Annotated in this window: 22 protein-coding genes; 11 read left to right on the forward strand and 11 right to left on the reverse strand. The window is 63.7% G+C overall.

Translation table 11 applies throughout. The features are described from left to right. Window positions 1-387, reverse strand: a 387-nt coding sequence (locus tag W930_RS28585) for an outer membrane protein assembly factor BamE (RefSeq protein ID WP_152552670.1), incomplete at its 3' end; no start/stop codon positions are given. Window positions 388-493: 106 nt separating this feature from the next. Here W930_RS28585 and fur point away from each other — a divergent pair. Both fur and W930_RS0123000 read left to right on the forward strand, forming a co-directional pair. Continuing rightward, window positions 494-925 (forward strand): ferric iron uptake transcriptional regulator, encoded by a 432-nt coding sequence (gene fur / locus W930_RS0122995; RefSeq protein WP_023594193.1) that lies wholly within the window; start codon window positions 494-496, stop codon window positions 923-925. A gap of 229 nt (window positions 926-1,154) precedes the next feature. Continuing rightward, a complete protein-coding gene (locus W930_RS0123000) occupies window positions 1,155-1,961 on the forward strand; it encodes a hypothetical protein (RefSeq protein WP_036656343.1) in 807 nt (268 codons plus the stop codon). Between the two features lie 111 nt (window positions 1,962-2,072). On the opposite strand, the gene gap is transcribed toward W930_RS0123000, so the two are convergent. Then, complete coding sequence (gap, locus tag W930_RS0123005) at window positions 2,073-3,083, reverse strand: type I glyceraldehyde-3-phosphate dehydrogenase (RefSeq protein ID WP_023594191.1); 1,011 nt, start codon at window positions 3,081-3,083, stop codon at window positions 2,073-2,075. 28 nt (window positions 3,084-3,111) lie between these two features. Then, on the reverse strand, window positions 3,112-5,124 hold the full coding sequence (gene tkt, locus W930_RS0123010; RefSeq protein ID WP_023594190.1) for a transketolase: 2,013 nt from the start codon (window positions 5,122-5,124) through the stop codon (window positions 3,112-3,114). A gap of 197 nt (window positions 5,125-5,321) precedes the next feature. Between tkt and W930_RS28590 the strand changes: the two genes are divergently transcribed. The 4 genes from W930_RS28590 to W930_RS0123030 all read left to right on the forward strand — a co-directional run bounded on the left by W930_RS28590 (window position 5,322) and on the right by W930_RS0123030 (window position 8,417). Then, window positions 5,322-6,248 (forward strand): spermidine synthase, encoded by a 927-nt coding sequence (locus tag W930_RS28590; protein ID WP_023872339.1) that lies wholly within the window; start codon window positions 5,322-5,324, stop codon window positions 6,246-6,248. A 145-nt stretch (window positions 6,249-6,393) separates the two neighbouring features. Next, window positions 6,394-6,816, forward strand: coding sequence for a glyoxalase/bleomycin resistance/extradiol dioxygenase family protein (locus W930_RS0123020; protein ID WP_023594188.1), 423 nt, complete (start codon window positions 6,394-6,396; stop codon window positions 6,814-6,816). A 176-nt stretch (window positions 6,817-6,992) separates the two neighbouring features. Further along, window positions 6,993-7,730: a 16S rRNA (uracil(1498)-N(3))-methyltransferase gene (locus W930_RS0123025; RefSeq protein ID WP_023594187.1), complete on the forward strand. Its 738-nt coding sequence runs from the start codon at window positions 6,993-6,995 to the stop codon at window positions 7,728-7,730. A 48-nt stretch (window positions 7,731-7,778) separates the two neighbouring features. Continuing rightward, the gene (locus W930_RS0123030) at window positions 7,779-8,417 is read left to right on the forward strand and encodes a YidB family protein (RefSeq protein WP_023594186.1); all 639 of its coding nucleotides are present in this window, start codon (window positions 7,779-7,781) and stop codon (window positions 8,415-8,417) included. 154 nt (window positions 8,418-8,571) lie between these two features. Here W930_RS0123030 and W930_RS0123035 read toward each other — a convergent pair whose 3' ends face one another. From W930_RS0123035 to W930_RS0123045, 3 genes are all read right to left on the reverse strand, one after another. Next, window positions 8,572-9,120, reverse strand: a complete 549-nt coding sequence (locus W930_RS0123035) for a barstar family protein (protein ID WP_023872340.1) — start codon at window positions 9,118-9,120, stop codon at window positions 8,572-8,574. Between the two features lie 7 nt (window positions 9,121-9,127). Continuing rightward, window positions 9,128-9,523, reverse strand: a complete 396-nt coding sequence (locus tag W930_RS0123040; protein WP_023594184.1) for a ribonuclease domain-containing protein — start codon at window positions 9,521-9,523, stop codon at window positions 9,128-9,130. Window positions 9,524-9,819: 296 nt separating this feature from the next. After that, window positions 9,820-12,123 (reverse strand): NADP-dependent malic enzyme, encoded by a 2,304-nt coding sequence (locus tag W930_RS0123045; protein WP_023872341.1) that lies wholly within the window; start codon window positions 12,121-12,123, stop codon window positions 9,820-9,822. Window positions 12,124-12,620: 497 nt separating this feature from the next. On the opposite strand from W930_RS0123045, the gene thiL reads away from it, so the two are divergent. The 3 genes from thiL to W930_RS0123060 are packed head-to-tail and all read left to right on the forward strand — an operon-like array spanning window position 12,621 to window position 14,609. Then, window positions 12,621-13,574, forward strand: coding sequence for a thiamine-phosphate kinase (thiL, locus tag W930_RS0123050; RefSeq protein ID WP_369798710.1), 954 nt, complete (start codon window positions 12,621-12,623; stop codon window positions 13,572-13,574). Further along, window positions 13,571-14,092, forward strand: a complete 522-nt coding sequence (locus tag W930_RS0123055; RefSeq protein WP_023594181.1) for a phosphatidylglycerophosphatase A — start codon at window positions 13,571-13,573, stop codon at window positions 14,090-14,092. Before thiL ends, W930_RS0123055 begins: the two co-directional genes overlap by 4 nt. 13 nt (window positions 14,093-14,105) lie before the next feature. After that, window positions 14,106-14,609 (forward strand): CinA family protein, encoded by a 504-nt coding sequence (locus tag W930_RS0123060; RefSeq protein WP_023594180.1) that lies wholly within the window; start codon window positions 14,106-14,108, stop codon window positions 14,607-14,609. A gap of 213 nt (window positions 14,610-14,822) precedes the next feature. Here the strand turns inward: W930_RS0123060 and pyrF are convergent, their stop codons facing one another. Together pyrF and corA are read right to left on the reverse strand one after the other, a co-directional pair. Continuing rightward, entirely contained in the window at window positions 14,823-15,635 is an 813-nt protein-coding gene (pyrF, locus tag W930_RS0123070) for an orotidine-5'-phosphate decarboxylase (RefSeq protein WP_023594179.1), read from the reverse strand. 223 nt (window positions 15,636-15,858) lie between these two features. Beyond that, window positions 15,859-16,821 carry a magnesium/cobalt transporter CorA gene (gene corA / locus W930_RS0123075; RefSeq protein WP_023594178.1) on the reverse strand — a complete coding sequence of 321 codons (963 nt, stop codon included), beginning with the start codon at window positions 16,819-16,821 and terminating at the stop codon, window positions 15,859-15,861. Between the two features lie 254 nt (window positions 16,822-17,075). On the opposite strand from corA, the gene W930_RS28595 reads away from it, so the two are divergent. Continuing rightward, the gene (locus W930_RS28595) at window positions 17,076-17,951 is read left to right on the forward strand and encodes a mechanosensitive ion channel family protein (protein WP_023872343.1); all 876 of its coding nucleotides are present in this window, start codon (window positions 17,076-17,078) and stop codon (window positions 17,949-17,951) included. Between the two features lie 209 nt (window positions 17,952-18,160). Beyond that, window positions 18,161-19,705 (forward strand): carbohydrate-binding protein, encoded by a 1,545-nt coding sequence (locus W930_RS28600; RefSeq protein WP_023594176.1) that lies wholly within the window; start codon window positions 18,161-18,163, stop codon window positions 19,703-19,705. Between the two features lie 28 nt (window positions 19,706-19,733). Here the strand turns inward: W930_RS28600 and mtgA are convergent, their stop codons facing one another. The 3 genes from mtgA to lpxO all read right to left on the reverse strand — a co-directional run bounded on the left by mtgA (window position 19,734) and on the right by lpxO (window position 22,346). Continuing rightward, window positions 19,734-20,477 (reverse strand): monofunctional biosynthetic peptidoglycan transglycosylase, encoded by a 744-nt coding sequence (mtgA, locus tag W930_RS0123090; RefSeq protein WP_023872344.1) that lies wholly within the window; start codon window positions 20,475-20,477, stop codon window positions 19,734-19,736. Window positions 20,478-20,487: 10 nt separating this feature from the next. Then, a complete protein-coding gene (gene aroE / locus W930_RS0123095; RefSeq protein WP_023872345.1) occupies window positions 20,488-21,360 on the reverse strand; it encodes a shikimate dehydrogenase in 873 nt (290 codons plus the stop codon). An 89-nt stretch (window positions 21,361-21,449) separates the two neighbouring features. Next, complete coding sequence (lpxO, locus tag W930_RS0123100; RefSeq protein WP_023594173.1) at window positions 21,450-22,346, reverse strand: lipid A hydroxylase LpxO; 897 nt, start codon at window positions 22,344-22,346, stop codon at window positions 21,450-21,452. Window positions 22,347-22,437 lie beyond the last annotated feature (91 nt).

Below are 22,437 nucleotides of genomic sequence, written 5' to 3' on the forward strand. Positions count from 1 at the left end.
GTCGAAATACACCTTCAGATGGCGCTCCTGCACCACCGAGGCATTGCCGCGCTTGAAGTAGAAGACGTAATCCCAGCGATTCGCGTGGAAGATGTCGGTGAGCAGCGGGGTACCGAGCAACTGGCGCACCTGATCGCGCGTCATGCCGGGCTTGAGCTGGTCGTAGGCTTCTTTCGAGACGAAGTTGCCCTGAACGATGTTGATTCGATACGGCGTGACCACGCCGATCACTTTGTCGGTCACGCTGTCATACGTCGAGCAGCCGGCCAGGGCCAGCAACGCCGCCGCAGCGCACACGGAAAACGGAAGGGAGAGATAACGACGCAAATCTGACTCGCTTTCAAAAAAATCGAACTTGAATCCGGCACGCCCGGCGCGCCGCCACATCGCCCCCGTTGACGGTACAAACCGTCCCGTTTGCCCCGGTTTGCGCCCGGGCAAGGCAAAAAGGCATTATTATTGGGGCTGTATTGTACTCTAGGGACGTAGAGCGATGCCGAATCCCGCCGATCTGAAAAATATCGGACTGAAAGCCACGCTTCCGCGCCTCAAGATTCTGGAAATCTTCCAGAACAGTGAGGTGCGCCATTTGACCGCTGAAGACGTTTACCGTCATCTGCTCGGCGAAAATCTCGACATCGGACTGGCCACGGTCTACCGTGTTCTGACGCAATTCGAGCAAGCAGGACTATTGTCGCGCAGCAACTTTGAATCCGGCAAGGCCGTTTTCGAGCTCAACGAGGGACATCACCACGACCATCTGGTGTGCCTGGATTGCGGGCGCGTCGAGGAATTCTTCGACGCCGAGATCGAACGCCGCCAGAAACTCATTGCCAAGGAACGCGGATTCGCACTCCAGGAGCACTCGCTCGCGATGTACGGGAGCTGCACCAAGGATCCCTGCCCGCATCGTCAAAAGAACTAAAAGCGACGCCATCGGAATGCTCTCCTCCAGGAAGCATTCTGGGAATTCGCCCGCTCCTCAACGCCACGCCGAACCGAGCGCAGAGTCGCATCGTCTACAATACTCCCCCGTTCAAAGCGTATAGCAGTAAATCGCGCCTGTACGGGACCGTATCGATGCACTCCCCTTTTTTATGACCCACAAAGAATCGCCCAACGATATGCCACAGAGTGACGCAGACGAAATCTCGTTGGCGGATATTCTCGGATTTGTCCGCGAGAACCTGAAAGTGATTGCGGCACTTGCCGTGACCGGCGCCGTGATCGGCATCGGGAGCACCTATGCCATCCAGAAGCAATGGGAAGGCAAGGTCACGCTTCAGGTCGGACGCTCGGCCGGTTCCCCGGTGTCGGGCCCGGACGGCCCGCTCATCGAGTCGGTCCAGCAAACGGTGGGCCGCATTACCCTCGGTTCATTCCGCGATCGCGTGGCCGGCGAAGTACTGCCGGACTTGCGCCAGGATCAGGAAGCGTTGCGCAAAACCGTCGCGTGGAAGTCGCTGAAAGCCCGGGGCATCCAGGGCACCGTCTATGTGGAAGTCACCGCACGCGGCACCTCCGAAGCCGAAGCGGAGAAGATGCTCAAGCAGGCGTCCGAGGACGTCATCCTCGAGCATCAGGCGATTCTCGACCGGGCGCGCCTGCTTCCCAAGCAACAGCTGAGCGTCATTGACGCGGCCATCGACGCCAACACCAAAGCGCAGGAAGAATTGACCACCGCGTTGGCACGATCGAAGAACACAGACTCGGTCATGGCCCTCAGCGCGCTGCAGAGCAGCCGCTCCGAGCGTGCCGTGCTCAACGACAGCCGCTTTCGCGTATCTCAGTTGCTCGCCCCTGACCAGTCGTACAACACGCGCGTGATCAGTGCGATCAACGTCAACGGCAATCCGGTGTTCCCGCGCAAGCTGTATTTCGGCGGCGGCGGCCTCGTCATCGGCGCCCTGCTGGGCGTGCTCCTGGGGTTGGCCCGCAAGTTGAAAGCCAGCGTCAAGTAAGCATCGGACGCGCGAAGGGGCCACCGGCTCAAGGCGTTCGCCGGATGCAAAAACAAAAAAGCCGCTGTCTCCCGACAGCGGCTTTTCTTTGTGACGAACGTCGCGCGGCGATTACTTTGCCGACATCAGCGCCACGGTCGTGTCGAGCATGCGGTTCGAGAAACCCCACTCGTTGTCGTACCACGAGCTCACCTTCACCAGACGGCCCGACACCTTGGTCAGCGTGCCGTCGAAGTTCGACGAGGCCGGGTTGTGGTTGAAGTCGACCGACACCAGCGGCGCCGTGTTGTACGTTGCGATGGCCTTGAGCGGGCCCTCGGCGGCTTCCTTCAGGATCGCGTTCACTTCGTCCACCGTCGTGTCGCGCTTGGCGACGAACGACAGATCGACGATCGACACGTTGATCGTCGGAACGCGAATGGCATACCCGTCGAGCTTGCCATTGAGTTCCGGCATCACGAGACCGACAGCCGACGCGGCACCGGTCTTCGTCGGGATCATGCTCATCGTCGCCGAACGGGCGCGACGCAGGTCTTCGTGATAGACGTCGGTCAGCACCTGGTCGTTCGTGTAGGCGTGCACCGTGGTCATCAGGCCCGTTTCCAGGCCGATTTTCTCGTGCAGCGGCTTGACCAGCGGCGCCAGGCAGTTCGTGGTGCACGAAGCGTTCGAGATGACCGTGTCGGTCGCCTTGAGCACGCCTTCGTTCACGCCGAACACGATCGTGGCATCCACATCCTTGCCGCCCGGGGCCGAGATGATGACCTTCTTCGCGCCGCCCTTCAGGTGGGCGCTCGCCTTTTCCTTCGAGGTGAAGAAACCGGTGCACTCGAGCACGACGTCCACGCCCAGCTCGCCCCACGGCAGTTCGGCCGGGTTGCGATTGGCCAGCACGCGAATCTTGTCGCCGTTGACGATCATGTAATCGCCGTCGACCGACACGGTGCCCGGGAACTTGCCGTGCGCCGTGTCGTATTGCGTCAGGTGCGCGTTCGTCTGTGCGTTACCGAGATCGTTGATGGCGACGATTTCGATGTCGTGCTTCTTGCCACCTTCGTAGTGGGCACGCAGTACGTTGCGGCCGATACGGCCATAGCCGTTGATAGCGACGCGAATGGTCATGGGGGTTTCTCCGTAAGGTCTAACGAAATCAGCCAAGCACGGACTTGACCGTCGCGACCACGTGGTCGACGGTGAAGCCGAAGTGTTTGAACAGCACGCCGGCCGGGGCCGACTCGCCGAAGGTGTCGATGCCGACCACGCCGCCTTCCAGGCCGACGTACTTGTGCCAGAACGCCGTCACACCGGCTTCGATGGCCACTCGCGGCACACCGCGCGGCAGCACGCTATCGCGATAGGCCTTGTCCTGACGATCGAACACGTTGGTCGAAGGCATGGACACCACGCGCGCGGCAACGCCCTCGGCGGCCAGCGCTTCGGCGCCCTTGAGGGCCAGGTCGATTTCCGAACCGGTCGCGATCAGCACGATCTGCGGATTCGCCACATCGCGCAGCACATAGCCGCCGCGGCGAATGTTCTCGATCTGCGCATCGTCACGCGAGACGAACGGCAGGTTCTGGCGGCTCAGCACCAAGCTCGATGGACCGTCGTGACGCTCCACCGCCGCCACCCACGCGGCGGCCGTCTCCGTCGTATCGCACGGACGCCACAGGTCCATCTGCGGAATCAGGCGCAGGCTCGATACGTGCTCGATGGATTGATGGGTCGGGCCGTCCTCGCCCAGACCGATCGAGTCGTGCGTGAACACGAAGATCGAACGCAGCTTCATGAGCGCGGCCATGCGCAGCGCATTGCGGCTGTAATCGGAGAACGTCAGGAACGTGCCGCCGAACGGAATGTAACCGCCGTGCAGCGCAATGCCGTTCATGATGGCGCTCATACCGAACTCGCGCACACCGTAGTTGATGTGATTGCCGAACTGCACGCCGTCGGCATTGGCGCGTACGGCCTTGCTGGCCTTCCAGTTCGTCAGGTTCGAGCCGGTCAGGTCGGCCGAGCCACCCAGGAACTCCGGCAGCACCGCCGCCAGCCCCTCGATCGCGAGTTGCGACGCCTTGCGCGTTGCCACCGTCTCGGCCTTCTCGTTGGTCTTGGCGATCAGCGCGGCGGCGGCCGACTTGAAGTCGCCCGGCAGCTCGCCCTTCATGCGTCGCTCGAACTCGGCCGCTTCGGCCGGGAACTGGCCGCGGTAGGCGGCAAAACGCTCGTTCCAGGCCGCTTCGGCCTGCTGGCCGGCAGCCTTCGCATCCCATGCCGCATAGACCTCGGCCGGCACTTCGAACGGCGGCAGGTTCCAGCCCAGCGCAGCGCGCGTGGCGGCGATCTCGTCGGCACCCAGCGGTGCGCCATGCACGTCGTGGCCGCCCTGCTTGTTGGGCGCGCCCTTGCCGATCAGCGTCTTGCAGCAGATGAGCGTCGGACGATCCGAGGTCTTGGCCTGGGCGATGGCCGCATCGACGGCGTCGACGTCATGACCGTCGATGCCGCGAATCACGTTCCAGCCATACGCTTCGAAGCGCTTGGGCGTATCGTCTGCGAACCAGTATTCGACATCGCCGTCGATCGAAATGCCGTTGTCGTCGTAAAGCGCGATCAGCTTGTTCAGACGCAGCGTGCCCGCCAGCGAGCAGGCCTCGTGCGAGATGCCTTCCATCAGGCAGCCGTCGCCGAGGAACGCGTACGTGTAGTGATCGACGATATCGTTGCCCGGACGGTTGAATTCCTTGGCGAGCAGCGCTTCGGCCAACGCGAAGCCGACCGCGTTGGTAATCCCCTGGCCCAGCGGGCCCGTGGTCGTCTCGACGCCCGGGGTGATGCCGACTTCGGGGTGGCCCGGCGTCTTGCTGTGCAGCTGGCGGAAGTGCTTGAGTTCTTCGATGGGCAGGTCATAGCCCGTCAGATGCAGCAGCGAGTAGATGAGCATCGAGCCGTGGCCGTTCGACAGCACGAAGCGGTCGCGATCGAACCAGTGCGGGTTGACGGGGTTGTGCTTGAGATGGCGGCCCCAGAGAGCGACCGCGATATCGGCCATGCCCATCGGCGCGCCAGGGTGTCCGGAGTTGGCCTGTTGGACCGCGTCCATGGAGAGGACGCGAATGGCGGAGGCCATCAGCGCAGCCGTAGCAGGAGAGGAGTTCGTCATGGTGACCAGCCGGAAGAGCGGGCGTGCCCCGTTGCCGCGAGCCGCCGCGCGAAATTCAAATGCAGGAAAAGACCAAGATTTTACCAGATACGACACCGGACCGGGTCGCTCGCGGCGAACTTCCCCAACCGGCGGGAACGTGGAATCATGGAAAAAAGTGGCGTGATCGCCACAAATTAGAGGAAGTTACCTTGCCAATGACAGTCAAACGCGACCTCTCCACGCCCGATTCCGGCACCGCCCCTACCGCTTGCTCGGCCCCGCTCGGCCCGTGGGCCGGCTATCGGTTCGACGCCCGGCACGTGTTCTCCACGACATCGCCCCACCAACGCATCGAAGTCGTCGATTTGCCTGCGTTCGGCGCGCTCGGGCGCGCCTACCGGCTCGACGCACGTTTCATGGCGTCGCTTGCCGACGCCCATATCTGCCACGAATGCATGGTGCACCCGCTGTTGCTCGCGCACGGCGATGCGCGTCGGGTCCTTGTCCTGGGCGGTGGCGACGGGGGGTCCGCGCGCGAGGTACTGCGCCATGCGTGTGTGCGCGAAGTCGTCGTCGCGGAACTCGACGCGCAGGTGCCCGCCACCATCCGGCAGTACATGCCCACGCTGCCCGACGGCGCTTTCGACGATCCGCGCACCCGGCTTGTCATCGGCGACGCACGCGACTTCGTCGACGCCGCACTCGCCCGGGAAGAGCGTTTCGATGCCGTGATCTTCGACCTGACCGAGGCCGACGGCGCTGCGGCGCCGCTGCACGATGTCCCCTTCTTCGAGAAGATTCGGGCATTGTTGGCCCCGGGCGGCGGCGTGGCGCTCCAGCTCGGCGCGCCGTGGTTCGACGGCGCACGGGTTCGGCGCATGCGCGAGGCGCTGCGCTGCGTCTTCCGCATCGTGACCCCCATGACCGCGTATGTGCCTCTTTACGGCACGTTATGGGCGCTGGCAATCGCCAGCGACTTGCTGGACGTGCGGCTGGACATGCCGGCGGGCGCCAGCGACCCGTCGCCCGATGCGTTGCCGCCAGCACTGCGAGGCTTGCGCCACTTCTCGCCGGCACGTCTGGCCGCCTTGTTGGACATCGCGCCGGAGCTTGCCGACGTCCTCGGCGACGATGGGCCGTGATGCGATCGCGCGCAGACGGTGAAGCACATTCGCGTTCCTTGTATATTGGGGGCTTGTCACGACCGTCGGCACCCGCCCGTTCGCGCCTTTGAAGGCAGCGCACGCCCCCGTTGCCCTGTGCCGGCGGATTAACCGGAGCCCATTCATGTCCGATCCCCGTCCGTCCCACGTGCCATGGCTGACGCCATATCTGACCGTGCGCGACGCGAAGGCTACCGCCGCGTTCTACGAGCAGGCATTCGGCTTCACCGTGCACGATACGATGGACGACGACGGTGCCCTCATGCACGTCGAGATGTTCTATCAGGGTCAGTTGATCGTGATGTTTGCGCCCGAAGGCGCTTTCGGCACCACGGCGCGCACACCGCGCACCTCGGGGGTGGAAGCACCGCAAAGCTTCTACGTCTACACCGAGGATGTCGATGCCCTGTATGCGCGCGCCACCGCTGCGGGAGCGAAGGGGTTGATGCCGCCCAACGACCAGTTCTGGGGTGACCGCTTCTGCCAACTGGAAGACCCTGACGGGTACCGCTGGGGCTTCGCGCGCCCCATCGCCCCGCGCGGCTGACGCCGCTGGCCGCCTGCGTTGGGGTATGCTGCCGGTCCCGGCGTGAAGCCCCATCCCTTCGGCATCGTGTGTCGTGCACTGTCCCCTGCGCCAGTTATGCGCTCATGCTTGCGTGGCCGTTGCCCTTTGTCCCTTCCAGCGCGCCCTCTGGCGCCGTTTCCTGATCCTCCATCCGTATGCCTCGCTTTTTCATCGACACGCCGCTCCACGCAGGCGCACTGCTGGAACTCCCCGAAGGCGTGGTGCGCCACGTTCAGGTGCTGCGCCTGAAGGTCGGCGACACGCTCACGCTCTTCAACGGCACGGGTGGCGAGTTTCCCGCGGTCCTCACCACACTGGAAAAACGTCACGCCACCGCCCAACTGGGTGAGTTCGACTCGCGCGACGCGGAGACGCCTTATCGCGTCACGCTCGCACAAGGCATCGCCGGCGGGGACAAGATGGACTGGCTGATCGAGAAAGCCATTGAGCTCGGCGTGTCGGAGATCCAGCCCCTCTCCACAGAACGCTCGGTGATCCGCCTCGACGCCGAACGTGCCGCAAAGCGCGTCGCACATTGGCAGGCGCTCGTGCAGGCAGCGTGCGAGCAATGCGGCCGAAACCGGGTACCGCGCGTGTTGCCGATCCGCCCGATCGCCGCCTGGCTGCAAGACAGGGACACGGTGACGAGCTACGAATGGCGTGTGCTATTGTCACCCAGGGCAGACGGCGGTCTCGATTCGCTACCGCCTGACACGCCGACACAACCCGGCGTGCTGCTCTTCGGGCCCGAAGGCGGGCTGGCACCTCAGGAGGAATCGCTTGCGCGGGCGGCCGGATTCACGGCGATTCGACTCGGCGAGCGAATCCTGCGTACGGAAACGGCGGGAATCGCGGTCCTCGCCGCACTGGCGGCGCGCTGGGGCGGTTGGTAAGCAACAATGACTCGAAAAATGGCCTCACAAGCCTAAAGGAGTGTCGTCATGGGTATCCTCGATTCCATTCTCGGTGGTGCGGCCGGCAATGAGGCCGGTGGCAATAGCGGCGGCGGCAATACGAAGATGTTGCTGCTCATGGGCCTGCTGGCGATGATCGCCAGTCGATCGGGCGGCGCGCAGAGCCAGGGCGGTCAGGCCGGCGGTGATCTGCTCGGATCGCTCGGCGGTGCCCTGGGGGGCATGCTGGGCGGTGGCGGTGGCACCGCCGGCGGCGGTTTGGGTGGCCTGCTGGGCGGACTGCTCGGGGGCGGACAAGCCCCGGCCGCAGCGGGCGCCGGCGCACCGGCAACGTCTGCCGGCGATCTGATCGGCGCGCTGGGCGGGTTGGGTGGACTGACGCAGGTGCTGGAAAGCGGTGGTCTGGGAGACGCCGTGCGTTCGTGGGTCGGCACCGGCAGTAATCAGGCCGTATCGCCCGATCAGGTGACACAGGCACTCGGCCCGGGCGGTCAGTTGCAGCAACTCGCCAACACGGCCGGGGTGAGCCAGGACGAGGCGGCCCAACAATTGTCGTCGCTGCTCCCCGAAGTCATCAACCACCTCACGCCGAATGGCGATGTGCCGCAAGGCCAGCTCGATCTGGCGAGCCTTGCGCAGCAATTTCTTGGCGGACGTACCGGCTAACGCGCGTCAGCCGCGTGGGAAAACAAAAAAGGTCCGCCATGCGGACCTTTTTTCGTGGAGATCGACGCGCCGAAGCGACCTATGCCGACGTCACGACCGTCAACATGGAACGCGGAGAACGCGACAAGCCTGGGGGCGAGATGCCGGCAAAATCTCAGGCGAAAGAGTAGAAGACACGGAACGTCACGCGGCGCTCGGCCCAGAATTCGGCCGCATCGCGGAAGACGTCGAGCAGCGTTTCACGGCCATCCTTGTCGAACTTCGTCGCAATCGGCAGCCCTTCGAGCACCACCACGAATCCCGGCTGCGGGCCGCAGTGGCTCACGAGATCGGTCAGGCAATCGTGAAGCGCGTCATAATTCTTTCCGAAGTGCTTGGGGAAAAGGAACGACGTCGCGATCGTCTCCAGCACCTCGGCCTTGCTTTGCGCCTGGGAACAGTTGGCGTACAGGAAATGTTGGCCGAGTCGCTCGGCCTCTGCGGCCAGTTCCGGCACGCGGAATGCGCGGATCGACTGCACGATATTCGGCCTGACGGTCTTGAAAAGACTCATATCTCCCTCTTCCGATAAGGTATGGCGGTGGCCGGCCCGCGCTACAGCATGCAGGCCCAGCACCTGCTTGAACAAGTTGCCCTCGCCCGCACCGAATGGATCTGCCATAAGATCTTTCCCGCGTTCCTGTGCGAAAACCGGCTCACTCATACTGCTGTCATTCCCTTATGCGTTTAAAGCTGTTGTAGTGATCTTTGGTGTAGTAGCACGGATCGACCGCGCGTTGATTACCGCCGCAGATGATGCGCCTCGCGCCCCTGTTGCGGGCACCCGGCGTCGGCACCGTATATTCATGGTAATAGCCACGCGGCATTTTGGGCAGGCGCTTTTCGTAGTTCCCGAACACGATGCCGTCTTTGGCATAGGGATACGGCCCGCCTTGGGCAATCAGCGACAGCGTGCGCTGCGCTTCGCGTGGCAAATCGGCAACGGATACCTCGGCCGTTTGATCCGTGACGTATGGCGCGGTTTCACGCGCTACGGCATGCGCCCCCAGAAACACACTGCCAGCCGCCGTCAGCGCCACGATGCCCCGGTGAAGCCAACGTGCCATTGTCATAGCTAACCTGTCGCCCCGACGCCGTTTTGCGCTGCGGGCTTGTTCTGATGGGTGAAGCCGTAAGGTTATCGCTATTGGTCACGAGAATCAATGTCGGCTTACATTTTGCAACCAAACTACTCAACAAATTCATGAAAATACAAGGATTTTCACGACAGTGAGCGCCTACATGACAGTATGCGACACGTGACAATCGTCATCGAAATAACAAAACGCCGCCCCGAATGGGTGCGGCGTTTTGTCGTTAACGTATGCCTAACGGCGGCGAACCGCCGATGGCAACCGTCGGCTCAGCGCGCGGGTTGTTGCGCTGCCGCATCGGCCACGACGAGCGCGGCCATGTTGATGATGCGACGCACCGTCGCCGACTCGGTCAGGATGTGCACCGGCTTCGCCGCACCCAGCAGGATCGGCCCGATCGCGACGTTGTTGCCTGCTGCCGTCTTGAGCAGGTTGTAGGCAATGTTCGCGGCGTCGATGTTCGGCATGACGAGAAGGTTCGCGGCGCCGGTCAGCGTCGAATCCGGCATGATGCGCGCGCGCAATTCCGGGTCCAGCGCGCAATCGCCGTGCATTTCGCCGTCGACTTCCAGTTCCGGCGCGCGTTCTTGCAGAATCGCCAGGGTATCGCGCATCTTCCGGGCACAATTCGCGTCACTCGTACCGAAATTCGAGTGCGAGAGCAGCGCGACCTTGGGCTGGATACCGAAACGTCGAATTTCCTCGGCCGCCATGAGCGTGATCTCGGCCAGATCCTCGGCGCTCGGGTCCTGATTGATGTGGGTGTCGACGAGGAAGATCTGCCGGTTGGGCAAAATCAGCGCGTTCATGGCGCCATAGACATGGCCGCCCGCGCGCTTGCCGATCACGCGATCGATGAAGTGCAGGTGGCGCCCAGGCGTGGAAACCGTGCCGCAGATCATGCCGTCCGCCTCGCCCTTGCGCACCAGCATGGCGGCGATGAGCGTGGTGCGGCGGCGCATTTCGACGCGAGCGTACGATGCCGTCACGCCCTTGCGGTTGGTCAGTTGGTGATAGGTTTCCCAGTAATCGCGATAGCGCTCGTCGTGCTCGGGGTTGACGACCGTGAAGTCGACGCCCGGCGTGAGACGCAGACCGTACTGCTGGACGCGGTGCTCGATCACGGCGGGGCGTCCCACCAGGATCGGCGTGGCGACGCGTTCGTCGACCAGCACCTGCACGGCGCGCAGCACACGCTCCTCTTCGCCCTCCGCGAAGGCGATGCGCTTCTTGTCGGCCGGCACGCTGCGCGCCACGGAGAACAGCGGCTTCATCAGACCACCGCTGTGGTACACGAACTGCTGCAGCGACTGCGAGTATGCGTCCACGTCCGCGAGCGGGCGCGTGGCGACGCCGGCCGCCATCGCGGCTTCTGCCACGGCCGTGGCGACCTTCACCAGCAAGCGCGGATCGAACGGCTTCGGAATCAGGTACTCGGGACCAAACGACAGGTTCTTGATGCCGTACGCCGATGCAACGATGTCGCTCTGCTCCTGACGCGCCAGTTCCGCAAGCGCGTTCACTGCCGCGATTTCCATCGACCGAGTGATCGTCGTGGCGCCAACGTCGATCGCCCCCCGGAAAATGAACGGGAAGCACAGGACATTGTTGACCTGGTTCGGATAATCGGTCCGGCCGGTCGCCATCACGCAATCGGGGCGCACCTCCTTCGCGAGTTCCGGCGTGATTTCCGGATTCGGATTGGCCAGCGCGAAAATGAGCGGTTTATCCGCCATGGTCTTGACCATTTCCGGCTTGAGCACGCCGGCCGCCGACAGCCCGAGAAAGATGTCGGCGCCGCCGATGACATCGGCCAGTCCGCGTGCATCGGTCTTCTGCGAGAAACGAATCTTCTCCGGATCCATCAGTTCGGTGCGGCCCTCGTAGACCACACCCGCGAGGTCCGTCACCCAGATGTTCTCGATGGGAAGCCCCATGTCGACGAGCAGATCCAGACACGCGAGCGCCGCGGCCCCCGCACCGGAAGTCACCAGCTTCACCGAGCGCAGATCCTTGCCCACGACCTTCAGGCCATTGATGAGGGCCGCCGCGACCACGATGGCCGTGCCGTGCTGATCGTCGTGGAAGACCGGAATCCTCATGCGCTCGCGCAGCTTGCGCTCCACGATGAAGCATTCGGGGGCCTTGATGTCCTCGAGGTTGATCGCCCCGAACGTGGGCTCGAGCGCGGCGATGATGTCGACGAGCTTCTCGGGGTCCTTCTCGTCGATCTCGATATCGAACACGTCGATATTGGCGAACTTCTTGAACAGTACGCCCTTGCCCTCCATCACCGGCTTGGAGGCGAGCGGACCGATGTCCCCCAGTCCGAGCACGGCCGTGCCGTTGGAAATCACGCCGACAAGGTTGCCGCGCGCCGTGTAGCGCGAAGCGTTGAGCGGATCGACGACGATTTCCTCACACGCGGCGGCAACGCCCGGCGAGTAAGCCAGCGCCAGATCCCGCTGGTTGAGCAACTGCTTGGTCGGTGCGATGGCAATTTTGCCGGGCGTGGGGAATTCGTGATACTCGAGCGCAGCTTCGCGCAATTTCGGATCGATCGGCGTGGGCATGGGGAGAAGCTCTGGGCGAACAGGACAAGTCAAATTTTCAGTGCGAATTGTAGCCCCATTTATTCACGCCATTTATGCAAAAAGCGGATAACGGCCACACCCGCACTGGGCTGCTTTCCTGTCGATAGTGTCCAAAAACCAGGGCAAACACAACGCTGCATCGCACCATCGGGAGCCTTTTCGGAACATGGATGAAACGCGACCGGGGGGGTGTCCGAGACAGCCATCGGAAACCACCTGAATTCGCGCGCGTGGCGCGTTTGTCCGCTTGGGAAAGCGAGGATGCCCTCTTAGAATAGGGGTTCGCGCTGTGCCTCGCGCAGCCCCCGATGATTCGCCCGTCGCGCCGCCTTGCGCGCCCGGCGCCCGTGCCACCGCCCATGACCACCAATTCCGACTTGCCGTCACCCTCGTCGCCAGCAACGTCCTCCTCGTCCGCGCCTCGTTCGCCGTCCGCACGGGCCGAGGCATCGGAGGCGCGGCTGTCCGAGTTCTCGTTGATCGACCGTTTTTTCGCGCGTGCGACGCGCCAGGGCGAACAGGTGGCGCTCGGGATCGGCGACGACTGCGCGCTGCTGCGTGCACCGGCCGGCGAGCAACTCGCGGTGTCCACCGACATGCTCGTGGAGGGCCGCCATTTCTTCGCCGACGTCGATCCGCGCTCGCTGGGCCACAAGACGCTCGCGGTCAATCTGTCCGACCTCGCGGCCATGGGCGCTCGCCCGCTGGGCTTCACGCTGGCGCTTGCGTTGCCTGACAGCGACCCTGCATGGCTCGCTCCCTTCGCCGACGGCCTGGCCGCGCTGGCCGACCGTTTCGCCTGTCCGCTGGTGGGCGGCGATACGACACGCGGGCCGCGCAATCTCTGCGTGACCGTCTTCGGCAGCGTACCGGGCGCCCACGCCTTGCGCCGCGACGCCGCACGACCGGGCGACGACATCTGGATTTCGGGCACGGTGGGCGATGCCCGTCTTGCGCTTGGCGCGATCCGGGGAGAATGGTCGCTCACGGACGACGACCTGGTCGTTGCACGTCGCGCATTGGAGTGGCCCGAACCGCAGGTGGCGCTCGGTCTCGCGCTGCGCGGCGTGGCGCGCGCGGCGCTCGATATCTCGGACGGCCTGCTGGGCGACCTTGGCCACATCCTGACGCGCTCCGGTGTCAGTGCGCGAGTCAACGTGGACGACGTGCCGCGCTCGTCGCTGCTCGCCGCACAGGCGCCCGAGATACAGCGCCTGTGCACGCTCGCGGGCGGCGACGACTACCAGCTTTGCTTTTGCGCCGACCCCGCGCAGCGACAGCGGATCGAGGCCATTGGCGGTGAACTCGGCATGCGCCTCACGCGTATCGGTACAATAGCGTTACTCGACGCGCGCCACATGATGCAACTCCACGACAATACCGGCGCTGCCGTCGCCGCCGAATTCAAAAGTTTCGACCATTTTCAATGAGCACTGATCAGACGGCCACCGTCAACCCGGGCAGCGGCCCGCGCCGGCCGACCTCGCGTTTCCTGCTGTCGCATCCCGCCCACCTGTTTTCGCTCGGCTTCGGCACGGGCCTGTCTTCGTTCGCGCCCGGCACGGTCGGCACACTGTTCGGCTGGGCGTCGTACCTGGTGCTCAATCTGTATCTGACGGTCACGGGCTGGGGTGTGCTGATTGCCGCGTCGATTCTCGGCGGCATCTGGATCTGCGGCTTTTCGGCGCGCAAGCTTGGGGTGCAGGACCCGAGTGCGGTGGTCTGGGATGAAATCGTGGCTTTCTGGATCGTGCTGTTGCTCATTACCCCGGCGAGTTTCGTCGGGCAATTGGTGGCGTTTGTCCTGTTCCGCTTCTTCGACGCGGTCAAGCCGCCACCGATCCGCTATTTCGACCGAACCGTCAAGGGCGGCCTGGGCATCATGCTGGACGACCTTGTCGCTGCGTTCTGCACGTTGCTCGTTATCGCGCTGTGGCGCTCGATTTGATAGGTGAGTTCACGTGGTCTCAGAACAAGCGCTTCTCGCGCAACTCTCGGTCAGGGTCGGCAATCGCCTGCGTGACGAGCGACTGATGCTGGTGACGGCCGAGTCGTGCACCGGCGGCCTCGTTGCCGCGGCAATCACCGACATTTCCGGCAGCAGCCACTGGTTTGAGCGTGGCTTCGTCACGTACTCGAATCAGGCCAAGACGGAGATGATTGGCGTTCCCGCCGAGCTCATCGACAAGCACGGCGCCGTGAGCGAACCCGTGGCACGCGCCATGGCCGAAGGGGCGCTGCTCAACAGCCGGGCGCAGATCTCCCTGTCGATCACCGGCGTGGCCGGGCCGGGCGGCGGCACCGCGGACAAACCGGTGGGCATGGTGTGCTTCGGGTGGAGTGACCGTGTGACGACCGTCGTCGAGACGAAGCACTTCAAGGGCGACCGCACGCAGGTGCGGAGCCAGGCCGCGCAGCACGCGCTGCGCGGCGTGCTCGAGCGACTCGACAAAGGCGACGCGTAAGACGCCGCTTCAAGCGTGCGTCGTAATCGCGTCGCCACGTGCCGATTCGCATCACTCGCGCAATTCGCTCAAGTCACTCGCTTAACTTGATTAACTTGATTAACGCGATTGACTCGATTCGGTCGATCTCGTCCGAGCTGTCCGAGCTGACCAACACGTCCGGTCTGTCCGCTTCGCCTCGTGTTGCCCGCACGAACGGCGGGCAACATGCGATCAGCGATAAGCGTTGATGCTGTCGCGCGTCTTTTGCGCGGCGGACGCGGCTGCCTCGGCGAAATGTTCGTCACGGCCGGCGTAGATGATCGCGCGCGACGAGTTGATCATCATGCCCGTACCGTCGGCGGTGCGACCGGCCTTGACCGTCGCCTCGACATCGCCGCCCTGCGCGCCGACACCGGGAATCAGCAGCGGCATGTCACCGACGATGGCACGCACCGCCGCAATTTCCGCAGGGAAAGTCGCCCCGACGACAAGGCCGATCTGCCCGCTCGTGTTCCACGGCCCAGACGCCAGACGCGCCACCGTCTGATACAGCGGCTTGCCATCGACGTCGAGGAATTGCAGATCGCTGCCGCCCGGATTCGACGTGCGGCACAACACGATGACCCCCTTCTCGGCGTGCGCCAGATACGGCTCGAGCGAATCGAAACCCATGTACGGGTTCACCGTCACGGCGTCGGCACGATAACGCTCGAATGCCTCGCGGGCATATTGCTCGGCCGTGCTGCCGATGTCTCCGCGCTTGGCGTCGAGAATCACGGGCAGCCCCGGATGATCGGCATGGATATGCGCAATCAGTTGCTCGAGCTGGTCTTCGGCGCGATGCGCGGCGAAGTAGGCGATCTGCGGCTTGAACGCGCACGCGAAAGGCGCGGTGGCATCCACGATCTGGCGGCAAAACTCGAAAATCGCGTCCGGCCGGCCTTGAAGATGCGCGGGAATGCGCGACGGCTCGGGGTCGAGCCCCACGCAGAGGAGGGAATTGTTGCGCGTCCAGGCGGCGCGCAGCGTGTCGGTGAAGGTCATGACGGTGTTCCGGCGGAATGCCGCGCCGGGCACGGCGCAGCGTGATTCAATTCGGGCCGATCCGTCGTTGGATCGAGCAAGGCCGACATTTTACCTGCTCGGCGGCCGGGCCCCCACGGCGACCGGCAAATCGCCACGAATCGTGCCGAATTGCGTCGAATCGTTACCCACCGCCGCGGATCACCCCGAGCGGGCATCGTGGGCGCACGCGTCGCGCCCACGCTCAGTCGAGCCAGCCTCGATGCCGGAAGTACAGGAACGGCGCGATCGCCGAGAGAATCATCAGGCCGATCGCGAACGGGTATCCAATCTCCCAGCGCAGCTCCGGCATCATCTGGAAATTCATGCCGTAAATGCTTGCAATGAGCGTCGGCGGCAAAAACGCCACCGCCGCGACCGAAAAGATCTTGATGATCTTGTTCTGGTTGATGTTGATGAAACCGATGGTGGCATCCATCAGAAAGTTGATCTTGTCGAACAGATACGCGGTGTGATTGTCGAGCGACTCGATGTCGCGCAGGATCTGCTTGCCCTCCTGGTATTGCTCGTCCTTGAGCATGCGGGCGCGCATCAGGAACGAGACCGCGCGACGCGTATCCATCACATTACGGCGAATACGCCCGTTCAGATCCTCTTCGGCCGCAATGCTCTCGAGCGCCTTCGCGGCATCGGCGTCGGTGAGGTTCTTGCCCAGAACCCGTTTGCTGACTTCTTCGAGCGCCGCATATACGCCTTCGAGCGCATCGGCAGAATATTCCGCATCGGTCGAGTAGAGATCGAGCAGCACGTCCATCGCGTCGCGCACCGAGCCGGGCCGAATCCGCGCGCGCATGCGAACCAGGCGGAACACCGGCAGATCTTCGTCGTGAATGGAAATCAGCAGATCCTTGAGCACCACGAACGCCACCGGCACGTTGCGCGATTGCTCTTCGTCGTCGAGCAGGAAATCCGTGCGGATGTGCAAGACGCCGTTGTCGTCTTCGTAGTAGCGGGCCGATGCCTCGATATCGGTGATCTCGTCGCGCGTCGGCAACTTGACCTTGTAAGCGTCTTCGACCCAGTGGCGTTCCTCTTCCGATTCGCTGTGCAGATCCACCCAGACCGGCGACACGCTGGTCAGGTCACTGGGATGGTCACATGTCACCTGTTGCAGGCGGCCATTATTGATGACGAAAGCATTGATCAAACGAGAGTCTCCCTGCGACACGGCGACGCCAAGTGTAGCAGCCACGCCACAGACACGCCAAGCGCGGCGCCTCGACGTGCCAGCGGACGCGCCGAGGCGCCGTTACCTAACGCGACGGTGGGATATGCCCTGAAATCGTCGAGGGTGGGCCAGGCAGCGGCGATCGGCGGCAAGCGGATCGAACCAATCCACGCCCTTGGCGTCAACCTTGATATCGGCACCGCCGGGTGCCCGTCGAAAGGGAGAACAGCAAAATGACGGATGTCACGACCCCGCTCGCGTCAATCGACGCAGTCATGGGCTTTTTGGCGGCGAATGCCGTCCGGTACGGCTTGTCGCTCGTGCAGGCCATACTGATCCTGCTGATCGGCTTCTGGATCGCGAAGCGACTCTCGCGCGTGGTGCACACCACGCTCAATCGCTCGCCGCACTTCGACGCCACGCTCAAGCCGCTCATCGAGTCGGTGGTGCTGTGGTCGGTGCGCCTGATCACGATCATTGCGGTGCTTGCACAGTTCGGTGTGCAAACGGCGAGCATCATCGCCGTGCTCGGCGCGGCCGGTCTCGCCATCGGTCTCGCATTGCAGGGCACATTGCAGAATATCGCCGCGGGCACCATGCTGCTCGTGCTGCGCCCCTTCCGCAATGGTGACTACATCACGGCCGGATCGGCGGTGGCCGGCACGGTCGAGGAGATCGGTCTGTTCACGACCACGCTCACCAATGCCGACGGCATCTACGTGTGCGTGCCGAACAACCAGATCTGGGGCCAGCCGATCACGAACTTCAGCCGCAATGCCACGCGGCGCATGGAAATCACCGTGGGCATTGGCCTGAGCGACGACCTCGACGCCGCCATGCAGGCCTTGCGCAACCACGTGGGCAACGACCAGCGGGTGCTCAAGGCGCCCGCGCCGGAAATCATGGTCAAGCAGGTCAGCGACAGCGCCATCATCGTCAACGTGCGCGTCTGGGCCTCGCTGGGCGATTACTGGGGACTGTATTGGGATCTCCAACGCGGCGTGAAGGAGACCGTCGAGCGCGCGGGCTGTTCGCTGCCTTACCCCACCCGCACCATCGTGCAGGTGCCCGCCCCCGCCGTGGCGGACGCCGCGCAACCCCGTCACTGATGCCGCCCGCCGTGAGCCCTCCGGCTTTGCGGGACAGGCGTCTTGGCTTCCGAGCTTCTCGGTTTCCGGGCTTCCGGGTGTTGGCGCGCCAGGATCCTCCTGGCCTGTCGCCCAACGTGACCGGAGGTCTTCCCAAAACCATCCGCTATCGTTAGCAAAACGAACTTTGCTTTCTATCGTTGAGAGATCCCGTTCGAAGAGGATCTCCAATGAAGCCCGAACTGCTCGCCCTGGTCTGCGTTGCGTTTCTCGCGCCACTCCCGCCTGTCGACGCCCTCGCAGCCCCCGCCCCGTCCCTCACGGAGGTCGGTTACGCGCCTTTGAAAATGACAGTCGGCGGGGAAACGCGCTGCCTCACCGCCAACGGCGACGACACGAAATCATGGCAGTACGTCGCGCTGGAAACCTGCAAAGACGGCTCGCGATTGCAGAACTGGAAGCTCAAGGCCATCGGCAACGCCCGCTATTTCATCTTCAACGAATACTTCGGCGAGACGCGATATCTGCGCACCTACGGCAAGGCGTCGTCGATCGCGCTGGATAGCGACACGAGCGGCTACACCACGATGCGAAGCTGGGAAGTCTCGAACGGCGCCCTCAACGACATCCGCCTGTGGAACGTGTACAGCCGCGACATTGGTCAGTGGAAAACGCTCGACGCCGATCCGCAGGGTCAATCGGTCGGCATTTCCATCCCCGGCAGCACAAGGGCAGACGTCTGGCAATACGATATCGACATGCCGACCCCGCAATTCCCGGTCGCTGGCACGAAGAAGGTCCTCGTCATGGCAACGCATTTCAGCGATGAGACCTCGGCGGATTCAACGCCGGTGCGCGACACGGTGCTCGGCGTGTTCGGCACACCGTATTACGAGGACAGATCGGCCAGGAACTACCTCCTGCAGGCATCGGGAGAGCGATTGACAGCAAACATGGATTTCCTCGACGAGGTCGATATCGGCGAGCGTCCCGACGCCTGCAATGCCAGCCAGATACTCAGCGCCGCGCGCGATGCGGCCCGGCATCGCGAAAGGAATCCGCAGGACTACGATTACCTGTTCGTCAGTATTCGCCAATGGCGCCAGTGCCCCTGGGTCGGGCTGGCCCCGGTTCCGGGAAACTGGGTGCTGGCCCAGGGCAGCTCCGCCCACAAGTTCTGGACCTGGACGCACGAATTCGGCCACGCAATGGGCTTCCAGCACGCCCGGATCCGATACGGCTGCCCGGCGCGCGACGGCGTGGCGCAGCTCGGCGGCGACTGCACGACGTACAACTACGGCAAGGCGCCGACCGACCCGATGGGCGGCGGCGGCGCGTCGATGTTTCCCGTGGCGTATCAACACTTCGCCGGCTGGCTGAGCGATGCGGACGTACCGTGGATCAAGCACGACGGCACCTACAAGCTCGACCCGCTCTGGCGACGCGGCAGCGCGGCCCAGGGCTATCGGATAAGGCGCTCGGACGGCTCGGTGCTGTTCGTCGAATTTCGCCGCCCCCGTCAGCCGTTCGAGACGTGGTGGGAAGCCGCTCCCTACGTGAGCGGCGTCACCGTCTATGTCGTCAACTACGCGCCCAAGGCCCGATCGATGACGAGCACGTTGGTCAACACCACGCCCGGCAGCGGGCGATCGATGGGCGACGCCCCATTGCTGCCGAATCATTCGCTGGACGACACGTTGTCGGGCATGCGTCTCACCGTGACGCTGGCGCACAACGACGGCGCGGAACTCAAGGTCGAGAAGCTACCGAAGTGAAGCCGCGCGTTGTGCGGCCCGGAAACGGTCATTGCGGCAATTCGGCCGCGCCCATGCGACGCGCGATGACACCGGCGCGCTGCGAGAGGTACGGGGAATTGCGATGCGCGTCGAAGTAGCGCGGCCGCGGCAGCATCACCGCGAGTCGCGCCGCCTGCCACGGCGAGAGTCTCGACGCCGGAATCCCGTAGTAATAGCGCGATGCCGCCTCGGCACCGAACACGCCTTCGCCCCACTCGACCGAATTCAGATAGATCTCGAAAATCCGCTGCTTGTCCATCCAGAACTCGAGCATCCAGGTGATGCTGAGTTCCTCGGCCTTGCGCAGATAGCTCTTCTCGCTCGAGAGAAACAGATTCTTCGCGAGTTGCTGCGAAATGGTCGAGCCTCCGGCGACGATGCGCCCTTTCTTCTGGTTCTTCTCCCACGCGCCGAGCATCGCATCGATCTCGAAACCGTCGTGATTGACGAAGTTCGCGTCTTCGCTGGCGATGATCGCGCGCTTCAGGTTGCGCGAGATCTGATCGTACGACACCCATTGATGCCGGAGTGTCGCGTTGGGATCCGTCTCTCGCAGACGCGCCTCGGCCGCTCTCATGAATGCCGTCGATTGCGGATCGAAGTGCACCCACCACCCGATCTGCAGGAAGTAATAGAGCTGCGTGGCCAGCACGCCCGCGATCAGCAGCGTGATGACATACGCGGTCCATTGCCAGGGTCCCCACTGGCGTTTGCGGGAAGCCGTGCGGGCGTGACGTCTCTGCGAGGGCATCGGGACAGGTTCAGCCTTTCGCGTTGAGGCGTGCGCGCAGTGCGGCACGCACCGCATCGGTGGACGGGCGCACGCCTCGCCACACCGCGAACGCTTCGGCCGCCTGCTCCACCAACATGCCGAGCCCATCGGCGGCCCGCGCGGCGCCTTCCGACAAGGCCCGCGTCATGAAGACGGTCGGCTGCGCCCCATACATCATGTCGTAAGCCAACGCCCCGGCCGCGTACACGCCTGCGGGCAGTGGCGGTACATCGCCCTGGAGACTTCCTGCCGTGGCGTTGATCACCACGTCGAAACCGCCGGGCACCGCGTCCCAGCCACCGCCGGCCAGCGCAACACCGTGGCGTTGCGCCGCCTCGGCGAACCGGGCGACCAGTTCGTCGGCGCGCGCGGCCGTGCGATTGGCCACGAAGAGCGCAGCCGGCGACGCCTCGATCAGGGGCAGCATCGCGCCACGCGACGCGCCGCCGGCGCCGAGCAGCAAGACGCGACGTCCCTTGAGCGCCACGCCCAACGGGCCCTCGATGTCGCGCACGAGCCCCACGCCGTCGGTGTTGTCGCCCGTGATGCCCTGAGCGTCGAAGATCAACGTGTTCACCGCGCCCGCGGCCTGCGCGCGCGGCGTCAGGCGATCGGCAAGCGCGTGCGCTTCCAGCTTGAAGGGAACCGTGACATTGGCGCCGCTGGCACCGTGTTCGATGAACGTGCGAACGGTCGCGGCAAAGGCGTCGAGCGGCGCGAGCAGGCGTTCATACGTCAATCGTTGTCCGGTCTCGCGCGCGAACTCGGCGTGAATGAACGGCGACTGGCTGTGTTCGACAGGATGACCGATCACGGCGTAGCGATCGGCCGACCTATCCCCGGTAGGCGTTTGGTTTGTCATCGTTGTCAAAGCTGCGGCGCCTGGCTTTCGCGCAGGCGCCGCTTTTGCGTTCATCGAATTGGCGGAGGGCCGGGTTCAGGCGACATCGATCACCAGAGAATCCAAAGCAGGATGCCCCCGAACAGTGCCCATTTCACCGCATAGTACACGTACCGGTTCCAGGCCTTGAGGCGTTTGCCGACAATGCGGATCGAGTAAATGTACTTGAAGACCCGGTTCAGGCCGCCGGTGCGATCGCCTGCGTCGTTGGGCGACGCCGCCGCGCCGACCAGATGGCGGCCGAACCAGTGGTTGACCGCCTGCGTCCAGCGGTAGCGCATGGGACGCTCGACGTCGCAGAACAGAATGATGCGATTCTGCCCGCTCTGGTTCTCGGCGTAGTGGATGTAGGTCTCGTCGAACACCACACCTTCACCGTCGCGCCAGCTGTAGCGCTGGCCGTCGACGTCGATGTAACAGCGGTCGTCGTTCGGCGTGACCAGTCCGAGGTGATAGCGCAGCGACCCGGCGTACGGATCGCGGTGACGCACGAGGCGACTGCCATGCGGCAATTCGGCGAACATGGCCGCCTTGATCGTGGGTATCTTGCGCACGAGTTCGGTCGTGACCGGACACAGCGTGCTCGCCGACGGATGGGCTTCGTCGTACCACTTCAGATAGAAGCGCTTCCAGCCGCTCTTGAAGAACGAGTTGAAGCCGACGTCGTTGTACTTGTCGGACGCCTTGATCCGGCTCGCTTCGAGCAACGACACCGCCTCGGCGCGAATGGCTTCCCAGTTCTGCCGCAGCGGTTCGAGCTCCGGGAAATTGTCGGTCTTCAGATACGGCGTCGTCGGCACGCGCGAGAACGCGTACATGAACACGTTCAACGGCGACAGGAACGTCGAATGGTCGGACAATTGCCGGAAGAATTTATGGCGAACCTTACCTCGCAGATGCACATACACCGCGCATGCCGCGATAATCGCCAGGACAATCCATTTCATTACAGACTTTCCAGGTCGGAGCAAACCCCGTAATTATAGAAATATTTGGAAAGTTCGACCGGGCACGCCCAACACCGGGGACAGGCACGGG

Source organism: Pandoraea sp. E26 (assembly GCF_000681415.1).
GTDB classification, from domain to species: domain Bacteria; phylum Pseudomonadota; class Gammaproteobacteria; order Burkholderiales; family Burkholderiaceae; genus Pandoraea; species Pandoraea pnomenusa.